Origin of the sequence: Brachyspira suanatina (genome assembly GCF_001049755.1) — a bacterium.
Classification (GTDB): domain Bacteria; phylum Spirochaetota; class Brachyspiria; order Brachyspirales; family Brachyspiraceae; genus Brachyspira; species Brachyspira suanatina.
Window position 1 is genome coordinate 472,329 of the sequence record NZ_CVLB01000002.1, and the last position, 26,847, is coordinate 499,175.

General features: G+C 27.8%; 20 protein-coding genes and 1 pseudogene. 16 read left to right on the top strand and 5 right to left on the bottom strand.

Going from position 1 to position 26,847, the window contains the following annotated elements; genetic code table 11:
- Positions 1–729: 729 nt before the first annotated feature.
- Complete coding sequence (locus tag BRSU_RS11680; RefSeq protein WP_048595622.1) at positions 730–2,574, bottom strand: methyl-accepting chemotaxis protein; 1,845 nt, start codon at positions 2,572–2,574, stop codon at positions 730–732.
- A gap of 352 nt (positions 2,575–2,926) precedes the next feature.
- On the opposite strand from BRSU_RS11680, the gene BRSU_RS11685 reads away from it, so the two are divergent.
- From BRSU_RS11685 to BRSU_RS11705, 5 genes are all read left to right on the top strand, one after another.
- Positions 2,927–3,625, top strand: a complete 699-nt coding sequence (locus BRSU_RS11685) for a M48 family metallopeptidase (protein WP_048595684.1) — start codon at positions 2,927–2,929, stop codon at positions 3,623–3,625.
- Positions 3,626–3,722: 97 nt separating this feature from the next.
- Positions 3,723–5,207, top strand: coding sequence for a DUF4026 domain-containing protein (locus BRSU_RS11690; RefSeq protein WP_048595624.1), 1,485 nt, complete (start codon positions 3,723–3,725; stop codon positions 5,205–5,207).
- Between the two features lie 260 nt (positions 5,208–5,467).
- A complete protein-coding gene (locus BRSU_RS11695; protein WP_048595625.1) occupies positions 5,468–6,436 on the top strand; it encodes a 3-oxoacyl-ACP synthase III family protein in 969 nt (322 codons plus the stop codon).
- Between the two features lie 277 nt (positions 6,437–6,713).
- A complete protein-coding gene (locus BRSU_RS11700) occupies positions 6,714–7,985 on the top strand; it encodes an MATE family efflux transporter (RefSeq protein WP_048595626.1) in 1,272 nt (423 codons plus the stop codon).
- A gap of 54 nt (positions 7,986–8,039) precedes the next feature.
- Positions 8,040–9,323 (top strand): dicarboxylate/amino acid:cation symporter, encoded by a 1,284-nt coding sequence (locus tag BRSU_RS11705; RefSeq protein ID WP_048595627.1) that lies wholly within the window; start codon positions 8,040–8,042, stop codon positions 9,321–9,323.
- Between the two features lie 231 nt (positions 9,324–9,554).
- On the opposite strand, the gene BRSU_RS11710 is transcribed toward BRSU_RS11705, so the two are convergent.
- Both BRSU_RS11710 and metG read right to left on the bottom strand, forming a co-directional pair.
- Positions 9,555–10,319 (bottom strand): cell division protein FtsQ/DivIB, encoded by a 765-nt coding sequence (locus BRSU_RS11710; protein WP_048595629.1) that lies wholly within the window; start codon positions 10,317–10,319, stop codon positions 9,555–9,557.
- A gap of 29 nt (positions 10,320–10,348) precedes the next feature.
- Positions 10,349–12,304 carry a methionine--tRNA ligase gene (gene metG, locus BRSU_RS11715; protein WP_048595631.1) on the bottom strand — a complete coding sequence of 652 codons (1,956 nt, stop codon included), beginning with the start codon at positions 12,302–12,304 and terminating at the stop codon, positions 10,349–10,351.
- Between the two features lie 349 nt (positions 12,305–12,653).
- Here metG and BRSU_RS11720 point away from each other — a divergent pair.
- Positions 12,654–14,496 (top strand): annotated as a pseudogene (locus tag BRSU_RS11720) (methyl-accepting chemotaxis protein).
- Positions 14,497–14,920: 424 nt separating this feature from the next.
- On the opposite strand, the gene BRSU_RS11725 reads toward BRSU_RS11720, so the two are convergent.
- Positions 14,921–15,805: an MBL fold metallo-hydrolase gene (locus BRSU_RS11725; protein WP_048595633.1), complete on the bottom strand. Its 885-nt coding sequence runs from the start codon at positions 15,803–15,805 to the stop codon at positions 14,921–14,923.
- A 199-nt stretch (positions 15,806–16,004) separates the two neighbouring features.
- On the opposite strand from BRSU_RS11725, the gene xth reads away from it, so the two are divergent.
- The 5 genes from xth to BRSU_RS11750 all read left to right on the top strand — a co-directional run bounded on the left by xth (position 16,005) and on the right by BRSU_RS11750 (position 19,968).
- Complete coding sequence (xth, locus tag BRSU_RS11730; RefSeq protein WP_048595635.1) at positions 16,005–16,790, top strand: exodeoxyribonuclease III; 786 nt, start codon at positions 16,005–16,007, stop codon at positions 16,788–16,790.
- A 96-nt stretch (positions 16,791–16,886) separates the two neighbouring features.
- Complete coding sequence (locus BRSU_RS11735) at positions 16,887–17,219, top strand: STAS domain-containing protein (protein ID WP_048595636.1); 333 nt, start codon at positions 16,887–16,889, stop codon at positions 17,217–17,219.
- 14 nt (positions 17,220–17,233) lie between these two features.
- Positions 17,234–17,554, top strand: a complete 321-nt coding sequence (locus tag BRSU_RS11740) for a YggT family protein (protein ID WP_048595638.1) — start codon at positions 17,234–17,236, stop codon at positions 17,552–17,554.
- An 8-nt stretch (positions 17,555–17,562) separates the two neighbouring features.
- Positions 17,563–19,701 (top strand): tetratricopeptide repeat protein, encoded by a 2,139-nt coding sequence (locus tag BRSU_RS11745; RefSeq protein ID WP_048595639.1) that lies wholly within the window; start codon positions 17,563–17,565, stop codon positions 19,699–19,701.
- A 57-nt stretch (positions 19,702–19,758) separates the two neighbouring features.
- The gene (locus BRSU_RS11750; RefSeq protein WP_047112589.1) at positions 19,759–19,968 is read left to right on the top strand and encodes a DUF1858 domain-containing protein; all 210 of its coding nucleotides are present in this window, start codon (positions 19,759–19,761) and stop codon (positions 19,966–19,968) included.
- A gap of 70 nt (positions 19,969–20,038) precedes the next feature.
- Here BRSU_RS11750 and BRSU_RS11755 read toward each other — a convergent pair whose 3' ends face one another.
- The gene (locus BRSU_RS11755) at positions 20,039–20,785 is read right to left on the bottom strand and encodes a DUF3108 domain-containing protein (RefSeq protein ID WP_048595643.1); all 747 of its coding nucleotides are present in this window, start codon (positions 20,783–20,785) and stop codon (positions 20,039–20,041) included.
- Between the two features lie 541 nt (positions 20,786–21,326).
- Between BRSU_RS11755 and BRSU_RS11760 the strand changes: the two genes are divergently transcribed.
- From BRSU_RS11760 to BRSU_RS11780, 5 genes are all read left to right on the top strand, one after another.
- Positions 21,327–22,196: a DMT family transporter gene (locus tag BRSU_RS11760; RefSeq protein WP_048595644.1), complete on the top strand. Its 870-nt coding sequence runs from the start codon at positions 21,327–21,329 to the stop codon at positions 22,194–22,196.
- Positions 22,197–22,237: 41 nt separating this feature from the next.
- The gene (locus BRSU_RS11765; protein WP_048595685.1) at positions 22,238–23,356 is read left to right on the top strand and encodes an ATP-binding protein; all 1,119 of its coding nucleotides are present in this window, start codon (positions 22,238–22,240) and stop codon (positions 23,354–23,356) included.
- A 332-nt stretch (positions 23,357–23,688) separates the two neighbouring features.
- Positions 23,689–24,849 (top strand): variable surface family protein, encoded by a 1,161-nt coding sequence (locus BRSU_RS11770; RefSeq protein WP_048595646.1) that lies wholly within the window; start codon positions 23,689–23,691, stop codon positions 24,847–24,849.
- A 475-nt stretch (positions 24,850–25,324) separates the two neighbouring features.
- On the top strand, positions 25,325–26,251 hold the full coding sequence (locus BRSU_RS11775; RefSeq protein WP_048595648.1) for a hypothetical protein: 927 nt from the start codon (positions 25,325–25,327) through the stop codon (positions 26,249–26,251).
- Positions 26,217–26,847: P-loop NTPase family protein (locus BRSU_RS11780; RefSeq protein WP_048595650.1), on the top strand; the 631-nt coding region annotated here is incomplete at its 3' end. The genes BRSU_RS11775 and BRSU_RS11780, both read left to right, overlap by 35 nt.

The following is a 26,847-nucleotide window of genomic DNA, read 5'->3' on the forward strand; positions in this document are numbered from 1 at the left end:
CAAGCTGTAATTATATTTAAAAATTTATTTAACGCACGGTTAACCAAATTTAAAATATAATTTAAATGTTATAATCAATTCGCTCATATTTATAATTTTACTCTGCGTGCGTTGTGGAAGTAATAAATAAAAAATCCCTAGGGTGAAAGCTATAAATTCTCTATCAGCAATTAAGAAAGAAAAAACAAAATTGAAAAATAAATCTATAAGAATATAGGGCTATGAATGAAAATTTAGCCTTAATATTAAAAGCTCAGGTTTCATTATAAAAAATCCGCCACCTGAAAGGCTCTGATAATAAATTATCAGACGGCTGTCAATTTTTTATAAAGACTTCAATTTTATTATTGTTATGCTCGTCTACGCATACAATAAGCTAGTGAGTAAACTCACTAGCTGGCTAAGACTCACTTTTATATTTAAATTCTAATGTTTTAAAGCGATAAACGAGCAGCTGATAACTTTAGTTGGCAGCTATATTAAAAATAAAAAATTGAGCGTCTATCAGCTAAAAGCTGATAGAGATTTTAAAGCGAGATTTTTTATATATAATAATAAGTTTATCGCTAGCAATAATAAGAAATTATTATTTATCTAGCTTAAAGAAGCGCATTGCTTCTTCTAGCTCTCTAGCTTTTATTATTATAAAAATTGACAGCCTAAAAGGCTCTGATAATAAATTATCAGACGGCTGTCAATTTTTTTATAAAGACTACTTCATCAAAGTAATTATTTATCTAGCTTAAAGAAGCGCATTGCTTCTTCCAACTCTCTAGCTTCATTTAACAAAGAAGCTGCTGCTGAAGCAGATTGTTCTACCAATCCGGCATTCTGCTGAGTTACACTGTCCATTTGAGAAACCGCTGTATTTACCTGATCAACTCCCGCCTGCTGTTCTATTGCTGTTTCACTTATATCCCTCATTATATTAGAAGTTTCCTCTATTTTCTTCTCCAAATCCTCAAATATCTTTTCAGACTCTTTAGCCTTCTCTACTGATTTACTAATCTTTTCATATATAACATTAATTAAAGTTGTAATATCCTTAGCTGAAGATTGAGAGTTCTGTGCCAAATTTCTAACCTCACTAGCTACAACAGCAAATCCTTTACCTTGATCTCCAGCACGTGCAGCCTCAACCGCAGCATTAAGTGCTAATATATTAGTTTGGAAAGCAATATCTTCTATAACCTTTGTTATATTCTTTATCTTTTCGCTGTCCTCATTAACCTCTTCTATACTCTTAGTAGTTTCTAAAATTATAGCTCCTGCATCTCTAATTGAACTCATAGATTCTTTCATCATATTATTACCTTCTATAGAATGCGAAGTAGAAGATTTAATTGTAGAAGCCATCTCCTCCATAGAACTAGCAGTCTCTTCAAGACTTGCTGCCTGAGCCTCTGTTCTTCTTGATAAATCAGAATTACCATTAGCTAATTCCTGAGCTGCTGTAGTTATTTTTATAGAAGAATCATTAACCTGAGATATTATCTCTGTAAGTTTCTTACGCATACCGCTGAAAGATTCAAATAATATTCCAAGCTCATCTTTTCTCTTATGCTCATTTGAAACATAAGTTAAATTTCCTGTTTCTATTTCTTTAGCCTCTCTTATAATGCTGTTTATATGTCCCATTATTCTCTTTATAAACAATGAAACAAATATAGATAATAACAAAATAGCAATTAATCCTACCAATGAACTTATTAAAATTAATTCCCTGTTTGTAGCATATATTTCACTATCAAACATAGTCATAGCAATTATCCAATTCATAGACTTCATTCTGCAATAAGAACCTGTTCTTTTTTTATCCATATAAACATATGATAAAGTACCCTGTGTTAAATTATTATCAAATACTGTTTTATAATCCGGAACCACACTAGAACCTATTTGCTCATAAATATTATCCATTATATCAACCAAATTAGCATCTATTGCTAGTATTCTTCCTGTTTCTCCCAAAGCTATATCTGAAAAATAATTATCATGTATAAGTTTCCAATCTATTACAACAAGTATTGCTCCCAATAAATTTCCGTCTAAACTTTTTATAGCGCCGCCTAATATCAATGATTTATTTCCAGTATCTACTGAATCTATTATTTCCTCATCAAATGTATATTCAAAATTCTTAGATTCTAATATATTCCAAAAATTAGGCCTTGTATCAGCAATATTATTCCCTATAGAATTCCCCAAAGCATCAGCTATAATATCACCATTCAAATCTATTACTGCTATATTTATAGAATATTCATTAGCTCCATTAAATAGTGCTAAAGCATTCAAAGCATCAGCCTCTGTCTGTTCATTTCTATTTAAAAGTGAATTCATAATTGCTGGAGCAACAGAATAAGTCTTAGCTAAAGAAACCTGATCTATTAATATAGCATCAAATAATTTAGCATATGATTGTGCTGTATTAGCAAATCCTTCAAATCTACTTTTGCTTATGCCTTTATTGGCAAAAGTTACTGCTATGCTTAATATAATAAATATTATCAATATAGATATAAATGATATTATAGCAGGGACTTTGAAAGATAAACTATGTATCCTTTTCATATAAAACTCCAAATTATATTTATATCAAAAATCAATTTTTTAATTTACCTAAATGTGTTATTAAATATGATTTTTATTAAAATAGTAAAATATAATAATCCTTTATAGTTAATCGTTATTTTTTATTAATTTTATACCTTTTTTAATATAAAAAAATATTTTTTTATAAAAAAATAAATAAAAATTATATTTTTTTTCCACTTTTTAAAAAAGTTTTATATATTATTAGTATAACAAAGTTGATTTGTATCTAATTTTATAAATTTTTTCTTCATAATTTACCTTAATAGCGGATATAGTTTTATATCCGCTTATTTTTCCTGATTTATTTTTGATAAAAATGTATTATAAAATGAATGAAATAATAATAGAATACAAAAAAATTAAAAATATATACATAAGAGTAAAAACCGATTTAAATATATATGTTACAGCCCCAAAAAGAGTTACTAAAAAATACATATACGAACTCATAGAAAAAAGAAAAGATTGGATAGAAGAAAGAAAAGAAGCAATAAATAATAAAAACAGCTTTGATTTAAGTAAAAAAGAACTAGAAAGTGGAAATGAAATATATTATCTAGGCAAAAGCTATATGCTTAATGTATTAAAATGCCAAAAAGAAAATATAATTCTTGCAGGCAGAATGATGTATATGTATGTTAATATAAAAGATAAAGAAGAATATAAAAACAACGATATAAGAAAAAAACATATTCTTCTTGATACATGGTACAAAAAAGAGTCATTAAAACTATTCGACTCACTCATAAAAAAATACACTTCTATGATGAACTTAGAAATTAATACATTCACAGTAAAAAAATTGAAAAGCAAATGGGGTTCATGCGATACAATAAAAAAACATCTCACATTCAATTTAGAGCTTATGAAATACCCTATTTCTTCCATAGAATATATTGTGCTTCATGAATTAGCACATTTACTGCAGGCTAATCATAGCAAAAAATTCTATAATATAGTAAGTCTTTATATGCCTGAATGGAAAAAAGAGAAAAAGATTTTGGATACATTTTTTAATAATTTATAACTTAAAAAGTTGAAAAAAATATAAATTACACTATACTAAAGAAGCTTTTTATTTCATAATACAAAATTAATAATATATAATAATAGAGGTAAAAATAATGGATTATAATGAAAAGTTATATAATGTATTTTCCAGCGGAGAGCAGAGATTAGAATCATGGATGGCTGCTGTATTTACTAAAGAATATGATCATAATATGACAATTGAAGAATTCAGAGATATATTATCACAATCAGATGAATATATGGTATTAGAATTCAATGAAATAGAAGAATCAAAATTTATAAGAGATAAATCTAAATGGGAAGCATCTATTAAACTTCAGTATTTACCTATGGTTATGGATGAAGACGAGCATTCTTGCGGATGCGGACATGATGAAGGTGGATGTTGCCAAGATGATGAAGAGCATTCCTGTGGCTGCGGACATAATCATGATGATGAAGAACATTCCTGCAGATGTGGGCATAATCATGACGATGAGGAAGAAAATAATGATGAACTTAATTTTTATGTAGCTTTAGTTGATGCTTCAAGCGTTACTGAAAATGTTCCTGAAATATTTTCTGTAAACACTGTAAGGGAAGATGATTATAAAGAAGCATGTCAATGTAAATATGCTGTACATGTATCTACAATATTTGATAATCATCCGCTTACTGACTATCAAAGACAATTAAAATTATTAGACAGTTTAGTTCCTGAATGTTCTATATTTTTAGATATGTCATGCTATACAGCACATTCAGGAGATTGGCTTTCTTATACTTCAACTTTCGCTTTACCGCCTTCTTTGGATTATCTATACACTATACATGCGGTTTATGATGATGATAAAGACCCTAACAAAGTTGAATATTGGTTCCATACTCATGGACTTTACAGAGTCGGTTCTATAGAATTAGAGATAGTAGGCGTTGAAGATTCAAATGCTGCTTATGGAGCATTGCTTAATACTTGTGCAAAAATGTTTATAGAGAGAGGAGTGCCTGAAGCCGGATTTAAATTTAATCCCGCATATAACACTTATGTATGCTGGTTCCCTTGGCAGGAGGCTTTGAAGAAATTAAATATTGCCGATGATGTTACAGGAAGTGCAAAAGACAGAAATGACGGAGTACATAATACGCCTTCCGGTATTTTACTTGCTGTAGATGCTGATGGTAATTATCATTCTCTTGATTATTATAAAAATGAGCTTACAGATAACCCTATGTTTATGATGAGTTATTTTGAAACTTCTCTTATGAGAGAGGCTGCTTTTGAAAAATTAGAGTATTTCTTAGAATTATTAAATAAAAATAAAGGTGATGATAAAACTTCTTTCTTAGTAAAATTAGGATACGGCGAAACAGAAGAAAACCCTAATGATTTAGAGCATTTATGGTTTGATGTTCATGACTTCACTAATGGCGGATATTTTGATGCTACTTTAATAAATGAACCTTATAAAGATTTAGGTATGCATGAAGGCGACAGAGGAATGCATAGCATAGAAAGGCTTACAGATTGGGAAATATATTCAGAAGAAAATAACTATAATTCAAGAAATATATATTTATTATTTCAAGAAGAAGAGTAATTTTGAAAATTTTTAATCTAATTATAAAATTGTGAGTGTCTTATAGATTCTCACAATTTTTTTTATATATTATATCTTTATTAATTCATATAATCACTGTTATATCATAATTTTATATGAAAATATCATAAATAATCACTATTACTATGACTAAATTCAAAAAAATAGTTATTATTAGCTATATCTTTTTTTATATTTTTACTTAAACTTTTACAATAAGAATTCTATCTTAAGTACATTACATTAAAACGGAGAAAAGTATGGAAAGAGCATATATAAAAAACATAGCTTATTACGTGCCTGAAAGAATATTAGACAATAAATATTTTGAAAGCATATTGGACACTAACAATGAATGGATAATCACTCGTACAGGAATAGAAACAAGACATATGGCTAGAGCAGATGAAACTATTTTTGAAATGGGTTTGAATGCTGTTAGAAACTTAGAAAAAAAAGGTGTTGATTTAAAAGAAGTTGATACAATATTAGTACCTACTGTAACTAAAGATTATATATTCCCTTCTATGGCAGGACAATTGCAAAAAACATTAGGATTAAAACACTGCTTTGCTTTAGATTTATCTGCTGCCTGCTCTGGATATATATATGCATTAAACACTGCTACTTCATTAATAGAAAGCGGACAATGTAAAAATGTACTTATAGTTTGTAGTGAAAAACTTACTAAAGATATCAATTGGAAAGACAGAGGAACCGCTATTTTATTTGGAGATGCTGCTACTGCTTCATTGATAACAGCAAGAAATGACGGCAAAGGAATAATAGGAATGCATATGCAAAGCGAGCCGGATATGAGTATTGTACTTAATGGAGGAAGTGCTTGTCCTATAAAAGCTGATGATATAGAAGCTCCGGAATTTAAAATATATATGGATGGATCTGAAACTTTTAAAAGAGCTGTTACAGAATTTTCTAACAGTATAGATAAAGTTTTAGCAACTTCAGGAAAACAATTAAGCGATGTTAAATATTTTGTACCGCATCAGGCAAATTTAAGAATTATGCAGGCTGTAGCTAAAAGAATAGGTCTTCCTATGGAAAAAGTAAGCGTAGTATTAAATAAATTTGGAAACTGTTCTTCAACAAGTATAGGATTAGCTTTAACTGATGCTTTGGATAATAATAAAATCAATGAAGGCGATTTAGTTCTTCTTACAGGATTCGGAGGCGGATTCACTTGGGGATCTACTTTAATGATTTGGTAATTATAAGGCTTTGTATAATTTAATAGTTTTTGATAAGAGGATAGTATTTTTTAATGCTATCCTTTTTTATTACTATATAATAAACATCAAATAAAAATATTGACAGCAAAATACTTTTTAATATAATAAATATATGAAACTTGTTATTGAATTAAGCTCCGGCAATATTTAATCATTTTATTGTTTGGAGCATGCTAAAAAAACAGTATGCTATAGTTTTTTATAGTTATTAAAAATTATAAAATTTTTAATATGTTTTTAATTCAAGGAAAGTTTCATGTATTTAATAAAATTTTCATTTATTTTATTCATTTCAAATATATTACAATACTTATATAGTATTATAGATATAATATTTATTTCACATTTAGTTGGCGATAATGGCGTTATAGCATTAGGCAACTGTGCTTCTATAATGTTTATAATAACTTCTGTATCTTTAGGCTTATCAATAGGCGGTTCTGTTATAATATCAAAATATAAAGGGGCTGATAATAATATAAAATATAAACAAGCTATAGGAAGTTTATTATTTTTATCTTCATCATTGGCTTTTATAATTTCAATAATAGGTTTAATATTCTCAAAGCATATATTATCATTTATGAATATACCTAAAGAATCATTTAACTATGCTTATGATTATATAAAAATAATTTTTTCAGGAACATTCTTTATACTTATATATTCTTCTTTATCTTCTGTGATAAAATCAAGCGGAAGAGAAAAAGCCTCATTATATTTTATTATAATAGCTGCATTAGTTAATTTTTTATTAAACTTTTTGTTTTGTTATATATTAAAATTATCTGTAAAAGGTGCTGCATTAGCTACCGTAATATCTCAGGCTTTTTCATTTTTATTATCATTATATTATACAAGAAAATTATTAAGTTTTAATTTTGATATTAAAATAATAAAAGAGTTATTATTTATTTCTTTACCTTGTATATTTCAAATGCTTATAATAAATATATCATATTTTTTTGTTAATATAATGATGAATAAATATGACGCTCTTACTGGATTCACAATAGGCTTAAAAATAAATACTTTTATAGGTATGATTTCTTGGTCTATAGGAGAAGCTTTAAGTATAATTGTTTCAAAGAGTACAGGAGAAAAAGATTATATAAAAATAAAAAGCACAGTTAAATTTGCTATATTCTTCAATATTACCGCTACAGTAACAGCAATAATATTTATACATCTATTCGTTAAAAATATAATCAGCATTTTCTACAGCGGGGATGAAAAAGTTATCAATGATATAATATTTTATTTAAAAATATGTGCTTCATTTAATGGCATTACTTATGCTTTGATGTATATATTAGATAGTTTTTTGATAGGCATTCAAAAGTCATATTTAGCTTTTATTAATTCATTTATAGATTCTATAATATTTAAAGTGATAATATCAAAAATATTAGAAATACATATAGGCTATTTAGGAATATATATTTCTATGGTTATATCAAGTATTATTCCTGCTTTAATAGGCATTATTTATTTATGCATCTTTATTAAAAAATATATAAATAATTGAATTATTACAATTTTGTGATAAATTATCATTATAAAAATATGATTGGAGTTACATATGTTAAAAGATATAAGAAGTAAACTGCTTATTATAATATTAATAAGTTTAGTTATTGGTGCTATACTTGGTATAATAGTTTCATCTTCTGCATCAGAAGCAACAACAGCAAAATTAATATCTATAGCAGACCCTATTGGTAATTTGTTTGTAAGATTATTAAAAATGATAGTTATGCCTGTAATTATTTTTACACTCATAAGCGGTGTTGCAAGCATATCGCCTAAACATTTAGGAGTTGTAGGAATAGCAATATTAGCATTTTATATGATAACTTCTGTATTCGCATCTATATTAGGTTTAGCAGTAGGAAATATTCTTAATCCGGGAATGGGATTAGATTTGAATAATGCTGCCGCTGTTACAAAAGAATTCGTAAAGCCTAATTTAATTGATACACTTCTATCAATAGTACCTACAAACCCTTTTGCTTCATTTGCTAAAGGAGACGGAGATGTTTTACCTACTATATTATTTTCAATTTTCTTCGGAATCTCATTAGCTTTTTGCCGAGATAATGAAAAAACAAGAGAAAGTGCTGATATAGTATATAAGTTCTTTGAAGGATGTACACAAATTATTATAAAAATCGTAGGCTGGATAATGTTCTATGCTCCTATAGGTGTTTTGGCATTAATATTTTCTGTATTTGCTAAAAATGGATCACAGGCATTCGGACAATTATTAAAAGTTACATCTACTGTTTATATAGGATTAATATTACAATTACTTTTGGTATATACTATAATAAATATATTATTCAAATTAAATCCTATAAAATTTCTCAAAGATATTTCAGAAGCTTGCTTTACAGCATTTGTTACTCGTTCTTCAAGCGGTACATTGCCTATATCTATGAAGATTGCTGATGAAAAAATGGGAATACAAAAAGGAGTTTATAGTTTTACATTACCTTTAGGCGCTACTATTAATATGGACGGTACAACAATATATTTAGGTATTTGTGCTATATTTATCGCTAATGCCACAGGAAACTTTTTAAATTTCTCTTCTGAAATAACAATAATAACAGTATCTGTATTAGCATCTATAGGAACTGCCGGAGTACCTGGAGCTGGTTCTATAATGCTTTTAATGGTTCTTAATTCTATAGGACTTGATATCAACAGCAATCCTAATATTGCAGCAGCATATGGTATGATACTTGGAATAGATGCTTTATTAGATATGGGAAGAACTGCATTAAATATATCTGGTGATTTATGTGGTACAGCTGTTGTTGCAAAACTTACAAATCAAATGGATATGAGCAAGTGGAAATAAGTTTAATATATAAAAATTAGATAACTTTATAAAATATAATCAGATTAACACTACAGAGGGCAGCAAGTATAATTAAATTTTAAAACTTAATTATATTCCTGCCCTTCACTTTTTATAATTATATTTCATAAATAAAAATTGATGCACTGAAAATATATAAATATGCTCCGCAATTTTTATTGTATATTTAATTAAAGATTAATTGACTATAGCTTTTATTATAAATAAAAATTAATTAACTATAGCTTCTTTGAATCTGAAATCTATTCTATGAGTTTGATTTTCCTGATTCTGCAATGTCTTTAATATAGCAGCTAAATCAACAAACTTCTCAGTTTTCACATACTTTTCTAATATCACCTGCACCTGATAGCCTCTGGGATAAAGTATCAAATCATCTCCATAAGCATTAATCTCTGATATGAGATTGTATATTTCATTATGATTAGTTTTTAAATCATATATAACTGATGAAAGATATTTAGAATAATCATTTTCTACCATTTTGTTTGTAGGATTGATAGTTAATCCTGTTATATAAGGTACATCATAATTATGAATAATATTATCTTTTATAATATAGCCGTCATCTGTAATTTCATATATTCCGCTGCTTGACTCTAATAAAAATAATGTGCCTCTTTCTACTACATTGATAATAAGCAGATCTGGAAAAGAAGTTTTTATACTTTCTACTTGAAGTCTAGGATTATTTTCTATGTCCGACTTTATCTCTTTTTTAGGTATATTAAACATGCTTATGTTATTATACTTTGATAATCCGGCTTCTTCCATTATATCTATAGCATTTAAAACTTCTAATCCTCGTATTTCTACTCTTAATATTCTAGTTTTATTTATAACAACAACAAAACACAATATTACAATGGCCGAAGCAAAAAAGATAATTATTTTTTTTATTATATTTTTCTGCTTATCGCTAAGTTTATTTTTTTTAAGCTTTTTTCTAAGTTTATTATCTTTAAAATCTTTCATTATAATATCAGCTTTTTAAAGTTTAATTATTAATTAACAGCGCAGCCTGCATCGAAACCTTTTTCTGTAGTCATAAGAGAAAGAGTCTCGCCATTATCAGCTAGTAGAAGCATACCATGAGAAGTAACGCCTCTGAATTTTTTAGGCTTCAAATTAGCTAAATAAAGTACTGTCTTTCCAACCATCTCTTCAGGCTTATAATATTCAGCTATAGAAGAAACAACAACTCTCTGCTCTCCTCCGCCAATATCGAGTACAAATTTAAGAAGCTTATCAGCATTTTCTACCTTTTCAGCAACTAATATTTTAGCAGTTAATAATTCTAATTTATCAAAATCTTCTTTTTCTATATTAGGCTTATGCTTATCTTCTTTAGGAGGATTAACCTGCTTTTTATTCTCTTCAGCAGAAGCACCTATTTCTTTTTCTATATCATATCTATTGAATAAAGGCTCGCCTTTTTCAATTTTTATTCCAGCCTTTAAAGAACCCCATTGCTTAGCAGTATCCAAAGGAACACTGTCGCCAAGTCCTAATCTATTAAATACTTTTTTAGGTGTTTCAATAAAAAATATCTGTAAATATGCAGTTACTATATAGTATACTTGGAAAGAGATATACATTACATTGGCTAAATGATCCTTTTTAGTTTCATCTTTAGCCAAATTCCAAGGAGCGCTCTCCTCTACATATTTGTTAGTCATTCTTATAACTTCCCAAATATATGATAACGCCTCATGGAACTTAAAACTATCCAAAGCAGATTCAACATTAGCATCAAGAGTAAGAACCATTTTCTTTAATTCTTTTTCTCTATCTCCGTAAACGCTTTCAACCTCATCAGGAAGAATATTATTAAAATATTTTCCAAGCATAGTAGTTATTCTATGCCATAAGTTGCCATAATCATTAGCTAAGTCGCTGTTTATTCTCTTTAAGAAAAGCTCTTGAGAATAATAACCGTCAGAACCGAAATTAATCTCTCTCATAAGGAAATATCTTAAAGCATCAACACCATACTTATCAATTAAAGTATTAGGATCAACAACATTTCCCCTACTCTTACTCATCTTTTTACCGTCATCAAAAAGCACCCAGCCATGTCCGTATACTTTTTTAGGAAGAGGTATATCAAGCATTTTAAGCATTATAGGCCATATAATAGCATGGAAACGTACTATTTCTTTTCCTACAAAATGTACATCAGCAGGCCAATACTTTTTATATAATTCATCTTGTCCCTCTTCAGGATATCCTAAAGCTGTTATGTAATTAGACAAAGCATCAATCCATACATATATGCTATGCTCGCTGTCAACAGGACAAGGTATACCCCATTGCAATCCCTTACGGCTAACCGCTAAATCCTCAAGTCCAGGAAGTAAGAAATTTTTAAGCATTTCATTTTGTCTTTCTTTAGGCTCTAAAAACTCCGGATGTTCTTTGTAATAGTCTATTAACCATTGTCCGTATTCTGAAAGCTTAAGATAATAACATTCTTCTTCTTTATATTCTAATTCTTTTTCACAGTCTGGGCAGTAGAATTTACCGTCATCTTTTTTTACAACCTGACTTTCAGTGAAAAATGCCTCATCGCTTACACAATAAAGTCCTTTATATGAACCTTTGTAAATATATCCTTTATCATAAAGAATTTTGAATATTTTCTGTACTCTTCTTTCATGATAATCATCAGTAGTTCTTATATAATGACTATAATCAATATGAAGTCTTTTCCATAACTCTTTTGTGGCATTAACTATATTATCAACATAAGCTTTTGGAGTAGTTCCTGCTGCCTCTGCTTTCCTTGCTATCTTTTCGCCATGCTCATCAGTACCAGTTAGAAAATAAACATCATATCCCATTATCTTCTTATATCTAGCCATAGTGTCTGTAGCTATAGTACAGTAGCAATGTCCTATATGAAGATAATCTGAAGGATAGTATATTGGAGTTGTAATATAAAACTTTTTATCTGTCATCTGTATGCCTCCATTTAGTTATGAAAAAATTATATTTAAAAACAGAATCATTATACTAAAATTAGGTATTTTTGTAAAGTTAAAAAATTTATGATTATTACTTATAATAGGTTATTTATTTTTTTATGTTTACTTTACAATTGTCCAATAAATATGAATATAATATTTACAATTATCTATATATACGCAGTTTATGTAAACTAATGATAACATTTTTTTACATATATAAAAAATTATATAATAATTATAATTCAATAATATTACTAAATTCATTTTTTAACAGTTTATTATCTATAATAAATATATTCTATTTTTTATAGAATACAAAAAGTTACGGAGCGATTATTTTATGAAAAGAAGACATTCCATAAGATTTAAAATGCCATTGACTATAAGCATAATAACTACAATATTTTTGATTATTACTATTATTGTATTATCCTATAGATCATTTGTCGGAGTAAGCAAGACAACATTTTCAGGTTTTTCAAGCACAATAGAAGGATATAAATCAATGATGGATTCTTGGCTTTTTGAAAATAAAACACTTATAAAAACTTATGCCATTACTCCTGCTGTAATTAATTATCTATTAAACATCTACAGTACTAATGCAAATATACAATTAAATGAAACTTTAAATAAATTTGAATCTATAAACAATTTCTCTTTAGATATAGGACTAACAGATACGAACGGAAATATATTAGATACGGCAAAACATGCTGCAATAGGAAAAAATATACAGGAATTAAGACCTGGTATATGGGATAATTTCAAGCAAAGCAATTATGATGTAGCTTATGGAACTAAAATATTAAAATCAATTGCTGATGATAAATGGTCATTAGCTTTAATATCAGGAGTTAGAGATGCAAATAATAACTTAATAGGAACAATTTATATGCTCATAAATTGGGAAGAGTTTGTAAATTCATTAAAAAAATTAAAGTTAGATGAAACAGGAAGATTATTTGTTTTGGATAATGATGGAATTATAGTAGCAGATACTTATGATTATATAAATGAAAATGGTAAAGCATATTTCAATTTAATAAAAAAAGATAATAAACCAAATGGCATAATAACATATAAACTAAACAACAATACTTCAAGAACAGCAGTATATTCAAAGATGGAGCAGCTGCCTTGGACTTTGACTATGGCTATGGATAATAAAATCATATACAAAGAAAATATAAGAATGATTAGAATAGCTATAATAGTATGTATATTATCTATAATTTGTATAAATACATTCCTAATTTCGTATATAAAGAAAACTATGTCTCCTTTAGACAGTATAATGAAACAGGCTCAAAATATATCAGAAGGCTATATAAATGTTAAAGAAATAAAAAAAGAGAGAAAAGATGAATTTGGAAAACTAGAAAAAACATTTAATATAATGAGCGAAAAATTATCTGAAGTTATAAATGAAGTAAATGAAGCATCCAAAGAAATATTATCATCATCTCAAAATATGTTGGAAAGCAGCAGCGAATTATCATCAAGAACGGAATCTCAAGCCTCTAGTTTAGAAGAAACAGCAGCAAGCATAGAGGAAATAGTTTCTACTATACAATCATCTACAGAAAATGCAGTTAATGGTAAAGGATATGATGAATGAATCTATAAACTATATAGGAGAAGCCGCTGAAATAATCACTGAAACATCTGCAAATATAGAAGAAGTTTATAAATCAAGTGAAAAAATAAAAGATATAACAAAAATAATAGAAGATATAGCATTTCAAACTAATATACTTGCACTTAATGCATCAGTAGAAGCAGCTAGGGCTGGAGATCAAGGAAAAGGGTTCGCTGTAGTAGCAAGCGAAGTAAGAAATCTAGCACAAACTACTCAGGCTTCTGTAAAAGATATAACTAATTTAGTTGATAATACAGCACAGCAAATTGATAATGCTACACAAACTGCAAGAAAATCTCAGGAATTATTTGAAGAACTTCAAAATAAAGTTAGAGAAACTTCTAATTTGATGGAAAGCATATCCCATACAGCATTAGAACAGCAGGAAGGAGTTAATCAAATAAGCACAGCAATAAACAGTATGGAAAGTGCCACAACTCAGAATGCATCTTTAGCTGTAGACTCTAATAATTTATCTAAAAATCTTTTCGGCAGAGTAGAAAAACTTCAGCAAAGCATATCATTTTTCAAATTATCTTAAATTAGGAATATAATAAAAAAGCAATGGGCGTTATAAATGTCTATTGCTTTTTATATACATAAAATATTTTTATATATTGCATAATACACATTTCAATATACTATAAAATTTAGATTTTTAATAATTTTAACATATTCAAATAAGAATAAAGAAATAAAATTTTTAAGTTCGTCAACTATTCGCCTATACCCATTGGGTACGCTTCGCGGAGGCTTTCCGCACAGTATTGCAAATCATTATGGATAGCCAACTATACGTGCGGCTGATTACTTATTATTCTACAAAATTAATAATTTATCTTACTTGTAAAACATGTTTAACCAATATAAAATAATATTTTATATTATAGAAAAATATTATTTACATTCATAAATAACTAAAAATTGACAAAATGTAGTTGTTTAGGTATGATAAAAACATTAATTTATATATTAATATAAGAACCTTCTTTAGCAAAGGCAAGCTGTAAATCAATTTCTTCTTTTTTAAGGAAAGCCATTAACTTATTATGTATTAAATCTATTTGGGCATCTGTTCTTTCCTGATTATGATGATGAAGTATGACATAAGGCACATCAGCATCGAGTCCTACCTGAATAGCATCATTTAAAGTAGAATGTCCCCAGCCTACATGTCCGTTATAATATTCGCTTTTTGTATATTCGCCTTCTATGATAAGAACATTAGCTCCCCTTACAAAGTCTATTAATCTTGCATGAAGCAAATCAGCATTATGATTGTAATGTGAAAGCGAAGGATGCTGTGCATGAAGACGCTTTTTATAAGGTTCATGATCTGTAAGATATATAACAGTTTTATTGCCTGAAGTTATTTTATATGAAAGAGTATGGCAAGGATGATTAACCCACATACTTTCTATAACCATATTTCCGAATGTTATCTTTTTGCCTTCATAAAATGCTTCAAATTTAAGATTAGCCGCAAATTGCTCTAAATTAACAGGGAAATAATCTTTAGCAAGTATATTGTTTATAGTATCATACATTTCTGTAGAAGAATCTTTCGGACCATAAATTGTAAAGCTGTATTTATCCGAAAAGAAAGGAGCAAAAAAAGGTATTCCTATTATATGATCCCAATGGAAATGAGTTAATAATATTATACTTTCTGTTTTTTCTGATTTTAAAGCATAATAACTTGCATTCTTTAATCCGCTTCCGGCATCTAATATTATATAAGTACCGTCATCATCTATCACTTGAATGCAAGATGTATTTCCACCATATTCACTAAAACTACTACCTGGGGTTGGTATAGATCCTCTGCTTCCAAGAAATCTTACTTTCACAAATACACCTTAAATTATATTTATATATATATCATAATACAATAATAAAAAAAAATCAATCTTATTTAAATTTTATAATAATAATAATACATTTTATAAGTTTATTTTTTTAAAACTATACGGCTTTTTTATATACTTGTATTATTATAGCATAAAGTTTATAATATAGATATAATCATATAAAAGGCATTAAAAAATAATGAGTATATTAAAAATCATATCTTGGAATGTAAATGGAATAAGAGCAGCATACAAAAAAGGTTTGGTAGATTTTATAAAAAAAGAAAATCCGGATATAATATGTCTTCAGGAAACTAAAGCTTTTGAAGAACAGCTGCCGGAAGATCTAAGAAATATAGAAGGATACGAACTTTTCATTAATCCTGCTGATCCTGAAATAAAAAAAGGATACAGCGGTGTTGCAATATATACTAAATTAAAACCAAATAAAGAAATTAAAAATAAATTAGGAAGTAAATTCTCAGACAGAGAAGGAAGAATATTGTCATTAGAATTTGATGACTTTACTATATTTAATGTTTATTTCCCTAACGGCGGAAAATCTGAAGAACATTTTCAGTATAAACTTTCTTTCTATGATGAAATAACAAAACATCTAAGTAAATTAAAAAAGAACACTAATGTAATATTATGCGGTGATATGAATATCGCACATGAAGCTATAGATTTGGCAAGACCTAAAGAAAATGAAAAGAGTATAGGTTTTCTTCCTGAGGAAAGAGAAAAAATAACTGAATTTTTAAATAAAGGCTTTACAGATACATTTAGAATGTTTGTTAAAGAAGGCGGACATTACAGCTGGTGGGATATGAAAACCAGATCACGTGAAAAGAATGTGGGCTGGAGAATAGATTATTTCTTTGTTAATAATGAAATGGCTCCTAATATAAAAAGGGCTGATATATTAACGGATGTTATGGGAAGCGATCATTGCCCTATACTTATTGAATGGGATAAACAATAAAGCTATAAATAAAAAACTGCTTGATTTTTTAAAGTTTTATAATATATTAAAAATTGTTAAATATGGTTCTATTTTCATCTTATTAAAGGAGTTTGCATGGTTCGTACAATCATTGAGGATAAAACGGCTATAATAAATATAGAAAAAAATATAATATCTGAAAATGTAGATATATTAGAAGAAAAATTAAATTTTATTAAAAATGCTGGTGTATTAAACTTGATATTTGACTTTCATAATATAGAATATATGTGCTCATCTGCTTTAGGACTTATTGCCTCAGCATTGAGAATATCCGGAGAAAATGGGGGAGTTGTTTATTTTTGTTCTTTAAGCAAACAATTAAAATCATTATTTGAAGCTACTAAGTTTTTAACTATAGTAAATACCGCTGATAATATAGATGAGGCTCTTAAAAATATTAAATAATATACAGGAAATATATGTTAATAGAAACAATTAGATTTATATACTATTTATTAATGCAGACTTTAAGACTTTATTCTTTTATATGGTTTGTATGGATTATATTAAGCTGGCTTCAGGCTTTCGGAGCTATGCATTTAGATTATTATAATCCTATAATAAACTTTTTCTATCAAATAACTGACGGAATTATAGATAAAATATTTGGAGGAAGAAGGCTTATTGTTGGAGTTCTGGATTTATCTCCATTAGTGTTTCTTTTAGTTCTTCAATTAGTTGTTCCTATGATACTTAGAATAGTATTTCAATTTTTATTAAACATAATTGCTAGGGTATAGAGTATATTATGAGCTCCTTAGATGAAATAAGTAAATATATTGATGACGGCGATTACAGAAAAGCCATAGAAGAGTTGGATCTTATTATATCAAGAGAACCGGATAATGCTAGAGCTTTTTATATGAGAGGAAAATCGGCATTTATAGAACTTCAAAATGAAGAATTCGATAAAAATAAATATGATGCCAGAAGAGCTTTGATATATGCCACTATAGAATATGATCTTAATAAATCAATAGACATAGATCCTAATATAATTGATGCATACAGAGGATTAATGTATCTTAACAGAGATTTAAAAAATGTGGATAAAGAAAGAGAGTATGCACAAATACTTTTTGAAAAAGATAATACAGCTTATGATGCTCTACTAATACTTGCAAGCAGCTATTTAAATAATGGAGAAAATGAGGCAGATTTTCATCAGGCTATAGGATATTATGATGATTTTATACGCCATGTAAAGCCTGAAAACAGCAAAGTAGCAAGATTTGAAAGAGGACTTTGTTATTATAATCTTAATATACTCACAAAAGCAGATATAGAAGCCAATAAGCTTATTTATGATTTTCCTTTTTATGATGATGCTTATTTTCTTAAAGGTATAATACTTGCTAAAAACGGCACAAAATCTGAATTTTATGATGATGCTATATTCTTTTTGGATAGAGCTGTAGAATTAAACGCATCAAATTATAATGCAATATATGAAAGAGCTGAATGGTATTTTAATAAAGAAAATTACAGAAAAGCTATAGAAAATTATAATGAACTCTTAAAACATAATAATAAATATAGATTAAATGCTTTACTTGGTAAGATTCAGGCATTGCATGATTTGATTATAGAAAATGAAAATGAAAATTATCCTGACAGTCAGGAAGAAGGAAAAGATTTAGCAGAAGTTTTTTATTTATTGGATAAAGTTATAGACGTAATAGGAATAAAAAGTCTTCAGTATAGATATTATAGAGGAAACTTATATGCTTATCAGGGCGAAATAAAAAAAGCTATAGCAGAATTTAAAAAAATATTAAATGAAAATAAAGAATCATGGATTTATGAAAAAATCGCAGAATTATATCATAATTATGCTAAAAATGATGATGATTATAGAGAGGCTTTGAAGTATTTATCTCATATAGATAAGATTGAATATAAATATTCTACTTATTATTTATCAATATTTTCTAATTATGAAATAAAAAATTATGAGGCAGCTGCACAATTATGCAGAGAATTCTTTGAATATGTAAATGATAATGATGATGAAATATATTATATAAGATTTATATATGCACATTCTCTTCAAATGATAGGCTCTAATGACTATAAATTAATACTAGATAATTTCAAAATATGTTTAAATAGTAATCTTGATAAAGCTCCTATATACAGATCTATCGCTAAAATAATGCTTTACAATATGCCTAATGAATATATTAATGAAGGCATACAAATGTTAAAAAAAGCTTTAGAATTAAATGATGCAATATCATATCATATATATGCTAAAGAATTATTTTATGGAGATATCATAACACCATATCCTGAATTAGCTATTTCTATGGCAAATATAGCATTTGATATAGATAATACCTTGGAATGTGCTTTAACTGTTATAGGAAAAGCATATGAATTAGGACGCGGAGTAGAACAGGATGATTTTAAAGCTTTTGAAACATATAATAGAGCTATAACAATATGCCAAAATAGTAATTCTAAATGCTCATGCTCAAATGGTCTTATAGCTCATTGTTATTATAAAGCAATAGGAGTAGAGAAAAATGAAGAAATGGCTTATGATATAATAAAAAAAACTGTTGATGCTTTGGGGAATAATTCTCATGATTATGTAGCATTATTATATTCATACTTTGCTCTAAATAATATAGAAGGATTTGATTTAGTTACTTCTTTAACATTATTTGAAAATATAGAAAATTATTCCAATAACATATATATCATAATGACATTGAAAAGAATATACAAAAAACTAGGAAAGCATAATGATGTAAGAAGAATGGCTAAAATGGAAAAGAAAGCATTGGAAAATACAGGCGAATTAAACTTAAATTATATAAGAAAATACATTAAAAATTTCAATAACTTCTACCCTATTCTAAATAGATATTTTACGCTTTGACAAAAAAATATATTAATAGTATTATAAACATATAAAAATTAAAAAGAGGTAATAAATATGATAAACAAAACTATGAGTATAGGTGAAATTATACAAATCTTTCCAGATTCTGTAGAAATAATGATGGGCAGAGGACTTCATTGCGTAGGCTGTCATGTTGCAAGTTGGGAAAGTCTAGAAGAAGGATGCCGCGGACATGGTATGAGCGATGAGCTTATAGACAGTTTAGTAAAGGAAATTAATGATAAATTTGAAGCTAGCAAATGATTTTTATATCAAAAAATAAGAGATAGTAAGTATAATAATTACTATCTCTTTTTAATAACTATATTATATGTTATTTTCCGTCTTTATATTCTCTGATTATTCCCCTAACCCTTATTGTAAGTCCGTAAACTTTCTGTTCTGCAATAATAACATCTAAAGGAACCTGATTATATTTATCTTTAGCAATCAAAGCATCTGTACCATATTTATCTTTTTCATATATTCTTACAGTAGATAATTTATCTCTCTCTAACTTAGTCTTTAAATCTTCTCCATTTTCTATAGTAAATCTTATATCTTTTTTAACATTCTTTCCCTCAAGCCAATTCACTTTAAACGTACCAATATTTTTATCAACAAAACGCATAAAGAATACAAGTGATAAAGCATCAAAAGCCATACCCTCAAACTCTATTTTCTCATCAACTGTTCTTTTATCATTGAATAAATAATAATTATTAAAAAAAGTTAAAGATTCTTTATTAGTCCAATCTCCTTCTGAAGTATCTTTCTTTAAAATGATAGGCTTAAAATCATTAGTACTTACCCATGCTTCAAATATATCACTTACTTTATAAAGTAAATTAGCCGCTCCTGTAGTGTAAACATGAGCATATAAATGATAAGCAGGTATTCCGTTAACATTACTTATAGCAAGTACTTTTGCTTCAAGCATACCAACCTTTCCACTTATATTAAATTCAGGGACTTGTGCTAAAACATCATACTTTATATATTCGCCTACTTTAAATGTCTGATTGTATCCGAAAACTATATTAGAAATCAATGCCATTATTATAAAAATATACTTCTTCATAATACAAGATATCTCCTTATATTAAAATATAAAATTCTTACATATTATATATACTGAAAAATCGAACTTTTGTCAAAGAATTTTTACATTTTTTTATTGCATTTGCAAATATAAATTTACTTATATCTGCCCGCCCTTTAGACTTATTATTTTATTTTGAAATTTCTGTTTTTCTCTTCTTTTAATTATCTAATTAGAAATCAAAGCACCCACCCAAGATTTATTTAAATTTGATGCTTCCAAAACCGCACGCAGAATAAAATTTTAAATATAAGATGATTTTGAATTATAATTTAAACAATAAATAAAAGTCCGTACACCGTGCGTTAAATGCATTTTAAATCTAATCAAAACTTGGGTGGGCATCATTTTTTCAAATAAAGCAAAATATATAAATAAGGCTGTAATTTGAAATGAAAGCAGAAAACCTAAAGGGCGGGATTTATAGAAAAATCTTTAAATTAAAAAGTTTGGAAGTTTTTATCTTGCAATAGTATTTTTTTAATATATTATATTGTAATTAATTTAAGGTTTAATTTTTATGGCTATATTTTTACTCATAGGAGTTATGGCATTATCCGCTTCGGCAATATTCGTTAAACTAGCTAATGCCCCCTCATCTATAATAGCATTTTATAGAATATTTATATCATTTTGTTTTATATCAGTTATAACCATATCAAAGAAATCTTCAAGAAAAGAACTTTTATCTATTAGTAGGAAGGAAATAATACTTTCTATAATATCAGGACTTTCTCTGGCACTTCATTACTTTTTATGGTTTCAATCATTAAGCCTTACATCGGTTGCAAGTTCTACAGTGATAGTAACATTGCAGCCATTATTCGCATTCGTAGCAGGACATTTCTTTTTTAAAGAGCAGTATTCTAAATTAGCTATTTTGGGATTTGTTATAGCAGTTATGGGTTCTGTAATAATAGGCTGGGGAGATTTTCAAATAAGCTCAAAAGCATTGCTTGGAGATTTTATAGCTTTTATATCGTCAGGACTTATAAGCACATACTTTATCATAGGACAATATACTAGAAAAAGATTATCAGCTTTAACTTGGATTAGCTTAACTTATTTTAGCGCCTTTATATTCTTAGGAATTTTATCATATATAATGAAGATACCTTTTATAGGATATTCATTGAATACTTGGATTAATATATTAGGCATTACATTCATATCTACAATGCTAGGACAGGTAATATTTACTTGGCTTTTAAAATATTTCTCAGCAACTATAATATCTATGACTATATTAGGCGAAGCTGTAGGAACTTGTATATTAGGATATTTCATACTACATGAAAGTATCAGTTTTAAGCAGTTTGTAGGAATAGCTGTTATATTAATAGGTATAGGTTTATTTTTATGGGAAAAGAGAAAAACTATTTCTCAGTAAATTTTTGATTTAGATATTTAACAACGGAGTTTTTTATGGCAATGAAAAAAGATAATATTAATAATAATGAAGAAAAAATACATCAAAAACCTTTAATGGAAGAACTTTATAAAGATGAGCTTGAAGCCTTAAAAAATGAGGATAAAAATAGTAAACCAAAAAATTGGAACCTATCCCCTCAGGCTGTAAGAGATTTTATATTGGGTAAAAAATTAAAAAGCGGTGTAGAAATAAAAAGAAAATTCTATGGAGATGATGCCTTAGTAGAAAGAGCAATAATAACATTGGCAGGAAACAGAGGATTAATGCTCGTAGGAGAACCGGGAACAGCTAAAACTATGCTAAGCGAATTATTATCAGCAGCTATAAGCGGAAACAGCACTATAACAATACAGGGAACAGCAGGAACTAATGAAGATAATATAAAATACTCTTGGAATTATGCTATGCTTTTTGCAAAAGGTCCTGTAGAAGAAGCCCTTATACCTTCACCTGTTTATATAGGTATGAATGAGGGAATAATAACAAGATTCGAAGAGATTACAAGATGTCCTTTAGAAATACAGGACTCGCTTATAAGTATATTGAGCGATAAAATTATGAATATACCAGAGCAGAACAGAGTACTATTTGCAAATGCCGGCTTTAATATCATAGCTACAGCCAATACTAGAGATAAGGGTATCAATGAAATGAGCAGCGCCTTAAAAAGAAGATTTAATTTTGAAACTGTTGAGCCTATAAAAAATCCTAAACTTGAAGGTGAAATAATAACTAATCAATGCAAAACTTTATTAGATCTTGCAGATATAGATATTGATATTGAGTATGATGTTGTAGATATACTTGCCACTACATTTAATGAGCTTAGAAGCGGAAAGAGTTTTGAAAATGCTAAAATACAGGAATTAAACTCTGTTATGAGTACCGCTGAAGCTGTATCCGTTTATTATCAGTCAGCACTTCATTCTTATTATTATGGCGATAAAAATATCAAAATGGATACTATTGTAGGAAACTTAATAGGAAGCGTTGCTAAAGAAAATAAAGATGATTTACCAAAATTAAAAAACTATTTTAATAACTCTGTAAAAATAAAAGCTGAAAAATATGGTAAAAAATGGAAAGACTATTATGAAAGCAGAAACCTTATTAAATAATTTTAATATTATAATCTATTAATGATAAAAAATTAAAACAATATTTTTTATATACCTATATTTCACAAAATAAATAATTATATATTGAATAAATTTTAATATATATTTATATTTCAAACTTTTTATACTTAATATCAAAGTTTAATTTGTATAACTATACCTAAATACATATATTAATATAATTAAAGTACAAATTAAATATAGATGATAATATTTATTGAAAAAAAATATATATTATTGTTATTATATAAAAATTTTTGTATTTTTTATAGAATTTTAAAAAAATTTTTATATAATAATATTTATATATAAAAATTTAGGAGAAAATAAAAATGAAAAAGTTTTTATTAACTGTAATGGCTATTTTAACAATAGCTAGCGGATCAGTGTTTGGTATGTATGGTGCAGACAATACTTGGCTGTTCTTCCTCATACATGGCAACCAGTTAAGAGCTAGAATGAACCAAGTAGGATTCACTCTAGGCAACGGCACTATTAAAGGTACTTTCGGTTTCAAAGCTAATACACTTATTAACGGAAGCATCTTAAATACAGGCAATAAAAATGACAGAAATCCACTAGAAGCTACTATTTCTGCTGGTATAGGTTATACTGGAGACGGTTTCGGTGTTGGTGTAGGTTATAACTATACTTATACTGATCCAAATAATTCTATCCAAACTAAAGCTACTAAAGGAATAAATACTCATACACCTGTTATTACATTCAATGCTGTTAATAATAATTTAAGAGTGGCTATACCTGTAAGCATAGCAGTAGAAAAAGATATAGGTAAATCAGGTAATATAGATAGAAAAGATTATTTAGGTTTAAGCATACCTGCACAAATAAGATATTATACAGGAATAGATGCTTTCAACTACATAAGATTTGAATTCAATTACGGATTGAATCAATATAATGGAGTAGATGCTGCTGGTAAAACTGATAAATATACCGCACAATCTATAAGTTTCCAATTAAGACTTCATTTCTTGAACACAGTTATAAACAATGTAACTGTAAACCCATTCTTAAGAGTTGATTTTGGATCTACGGTAGGTGCTAAAGGTAAATTAGTTGATGGTAGTTTATTACCTGGCGGTTTCGATCAAAGATACACAGCTTGGGCTGCAAAAGGTTGGAGAGAAGCTACAGCCGGCGAAACAGCTTATGACAGAGAATCTTATGACTTAAAAATCATACCTAGCGTATCTTTAAGCGTTAATACTGACTATGTTAATTTAATATTTGAACCTGGTTTAGGATATAGAGTACTAGATGACGGAATTAAAGGAAGTGCTCTTACACATACATTATACTGGCAGGCTTATGGAGAAATCTATATAAGACCTGTTCAGGATCTTGAATGGTATTTTGAAATGGATGTTAATAACGGAGTACCTAAACTTCAAGGTAATGGTGTTAGCGGTGTACCTATTGTATTCGGTGCTAATACAGGTATAACTTGGTATTTACCTGCTTTACAATAATAAGTAATAACAGAAATAACTGATTTTTATATTAGGGGGCTTCATTAAAAAGCTCCTTTTTTTATTACAAAATAAATACAATTTAGTTTATTAATTTAATATGTATATAAATTTCATAAAAAATATACTAAATAAAATTTAAAATTTCATAAAAAATAATAACCGTACAAAAAATTATTATTTTAACGAATTTCAAAAGAATATGGAAAGCGGTACGAGTTTCAAAATTTCCACTAACCGACATAATAAAAAATCTAGTATGCTTAAAAAACATACTAGATTTAAAACAAAATCAATTTTTAAAAATCTCGAAAATAATAAGAGCAAATAAAAAGTTTTTTTACAACTTTTTTAATATAAATCTGAGCATATCTTTTAACTATCCATCAGTTAAAAAAATAACAAATCAATACAACATAAATTTATTTAAATCATTTGAAAACAAATCAAAAAAATATTTATGCGGAGCAGTGCTATGACTACAGAAACACCAAAAGTAAAAAGCGAATACTTAATAGCAACGTACGGCGATGCTATGCTTGACAGAGGCTTTACCTCTATACCGAATACATTAATTTATTACAGAAAAAGACTAGGACTTACTGCAAGCGAGTTTGAGTTTATAATTGCTGTAATGAGTTTAAATTGGAAAGAAAATGGAGAGATAAGAGACAAGGATATTAATCCAGCTTCAAGAGGATATTACAGACAAAGAAAAAGTTTATTGCTGAAAGGCTATCTAACTTTTTCAACTAGAAATATCTATAAAGACAATAGATTCTGCGGAACAGGAACGGTATATAATTTTGCAGGATTAAAAAAAGCCATAGAAATGCTAGTTGAAGAAGACAGAGCAATACGCAATATGGATGCGCCAGTTGAGCAGAAATATGACGAGCCTAGTTTATTCGGTGAAGATATAAACACAGAACCTTTACAGCCTAGAAAATTAATTAAAAAAGAAAAAACAGAAGAAGATAAAAAAGAAGCTGAGGATTTTAAAAACTTCTGGGATAAATATTTTAATGTGCATGAAGAGGTTTTAGGGTTTAAATTAGATTTCAGAAAAAATACAAAATATAAAGAGTATTTATTAGAGCATTATAGAAAAAGAACTACGGACAATATAGATGATGCTTTAATAACTGCTAAAGAATATTTTTTAAGATTAGCAGAAAATAAAAGAGACAGTATAAAATTTCAAAACTTGGTAGGATTAGCATTGAAAGGAAATCTGCAAAAAACAGAAGATAAAAAATCAGATGAGAAAAAAGAAGAAGCTATTAATGATAAAAAATATTCAATACCTCGAGGGCTTGATAAATTAGATTTCTTATTAAATGAATTAGAAAAAGGAGGAAACATAAATGAAGCGTATGCTAAAATTGCAAATTGCGGATAGCAGTTATTGCCTTCTTAGCTATAAAAAACATTTGGAAGAATTGAAAAAAACGGCAAGAGAAGGCAAAGACCCTCACTGCACAAAATGCGATGAGTTTGGATTTGTTATAGGCAGCAATCCTGATACATCTTCTAAAAAAAATCTACTTCCTATTATATGTCATTGCGTGAGCGATGAAAAGAGTAAGCTGGAAAGGAAAATAGAAGAGCTGGAAACAACAATAAAAAAATACAATATGGCATTTAGTCAATTGGACAATGATATGACATTAAATATTTTTGCAGAAAGATTTAATCAAACGGATTTAATCAATTCTATAAAAAAATATTTAGACTTAGGAAGTATGAACTCTCTATATATTGAAGGAGAAAGCGGAACAGGTAAAACTACAATGCTTAAAATGTTATGGCAGATATATGCTATTAATGATATCAAGCCATTGTATATGAGAGCATCTATTTTTGAAGATATGCATAAAAATTTATTCAATAAAAATGCTCAGGACAGAGATTTGAAATCAAGTATAGATGCCAAAATAGATAATATAAAATTTGCAGATATTATTATGATAGATGATATTGACAGCGTAGGTTTTC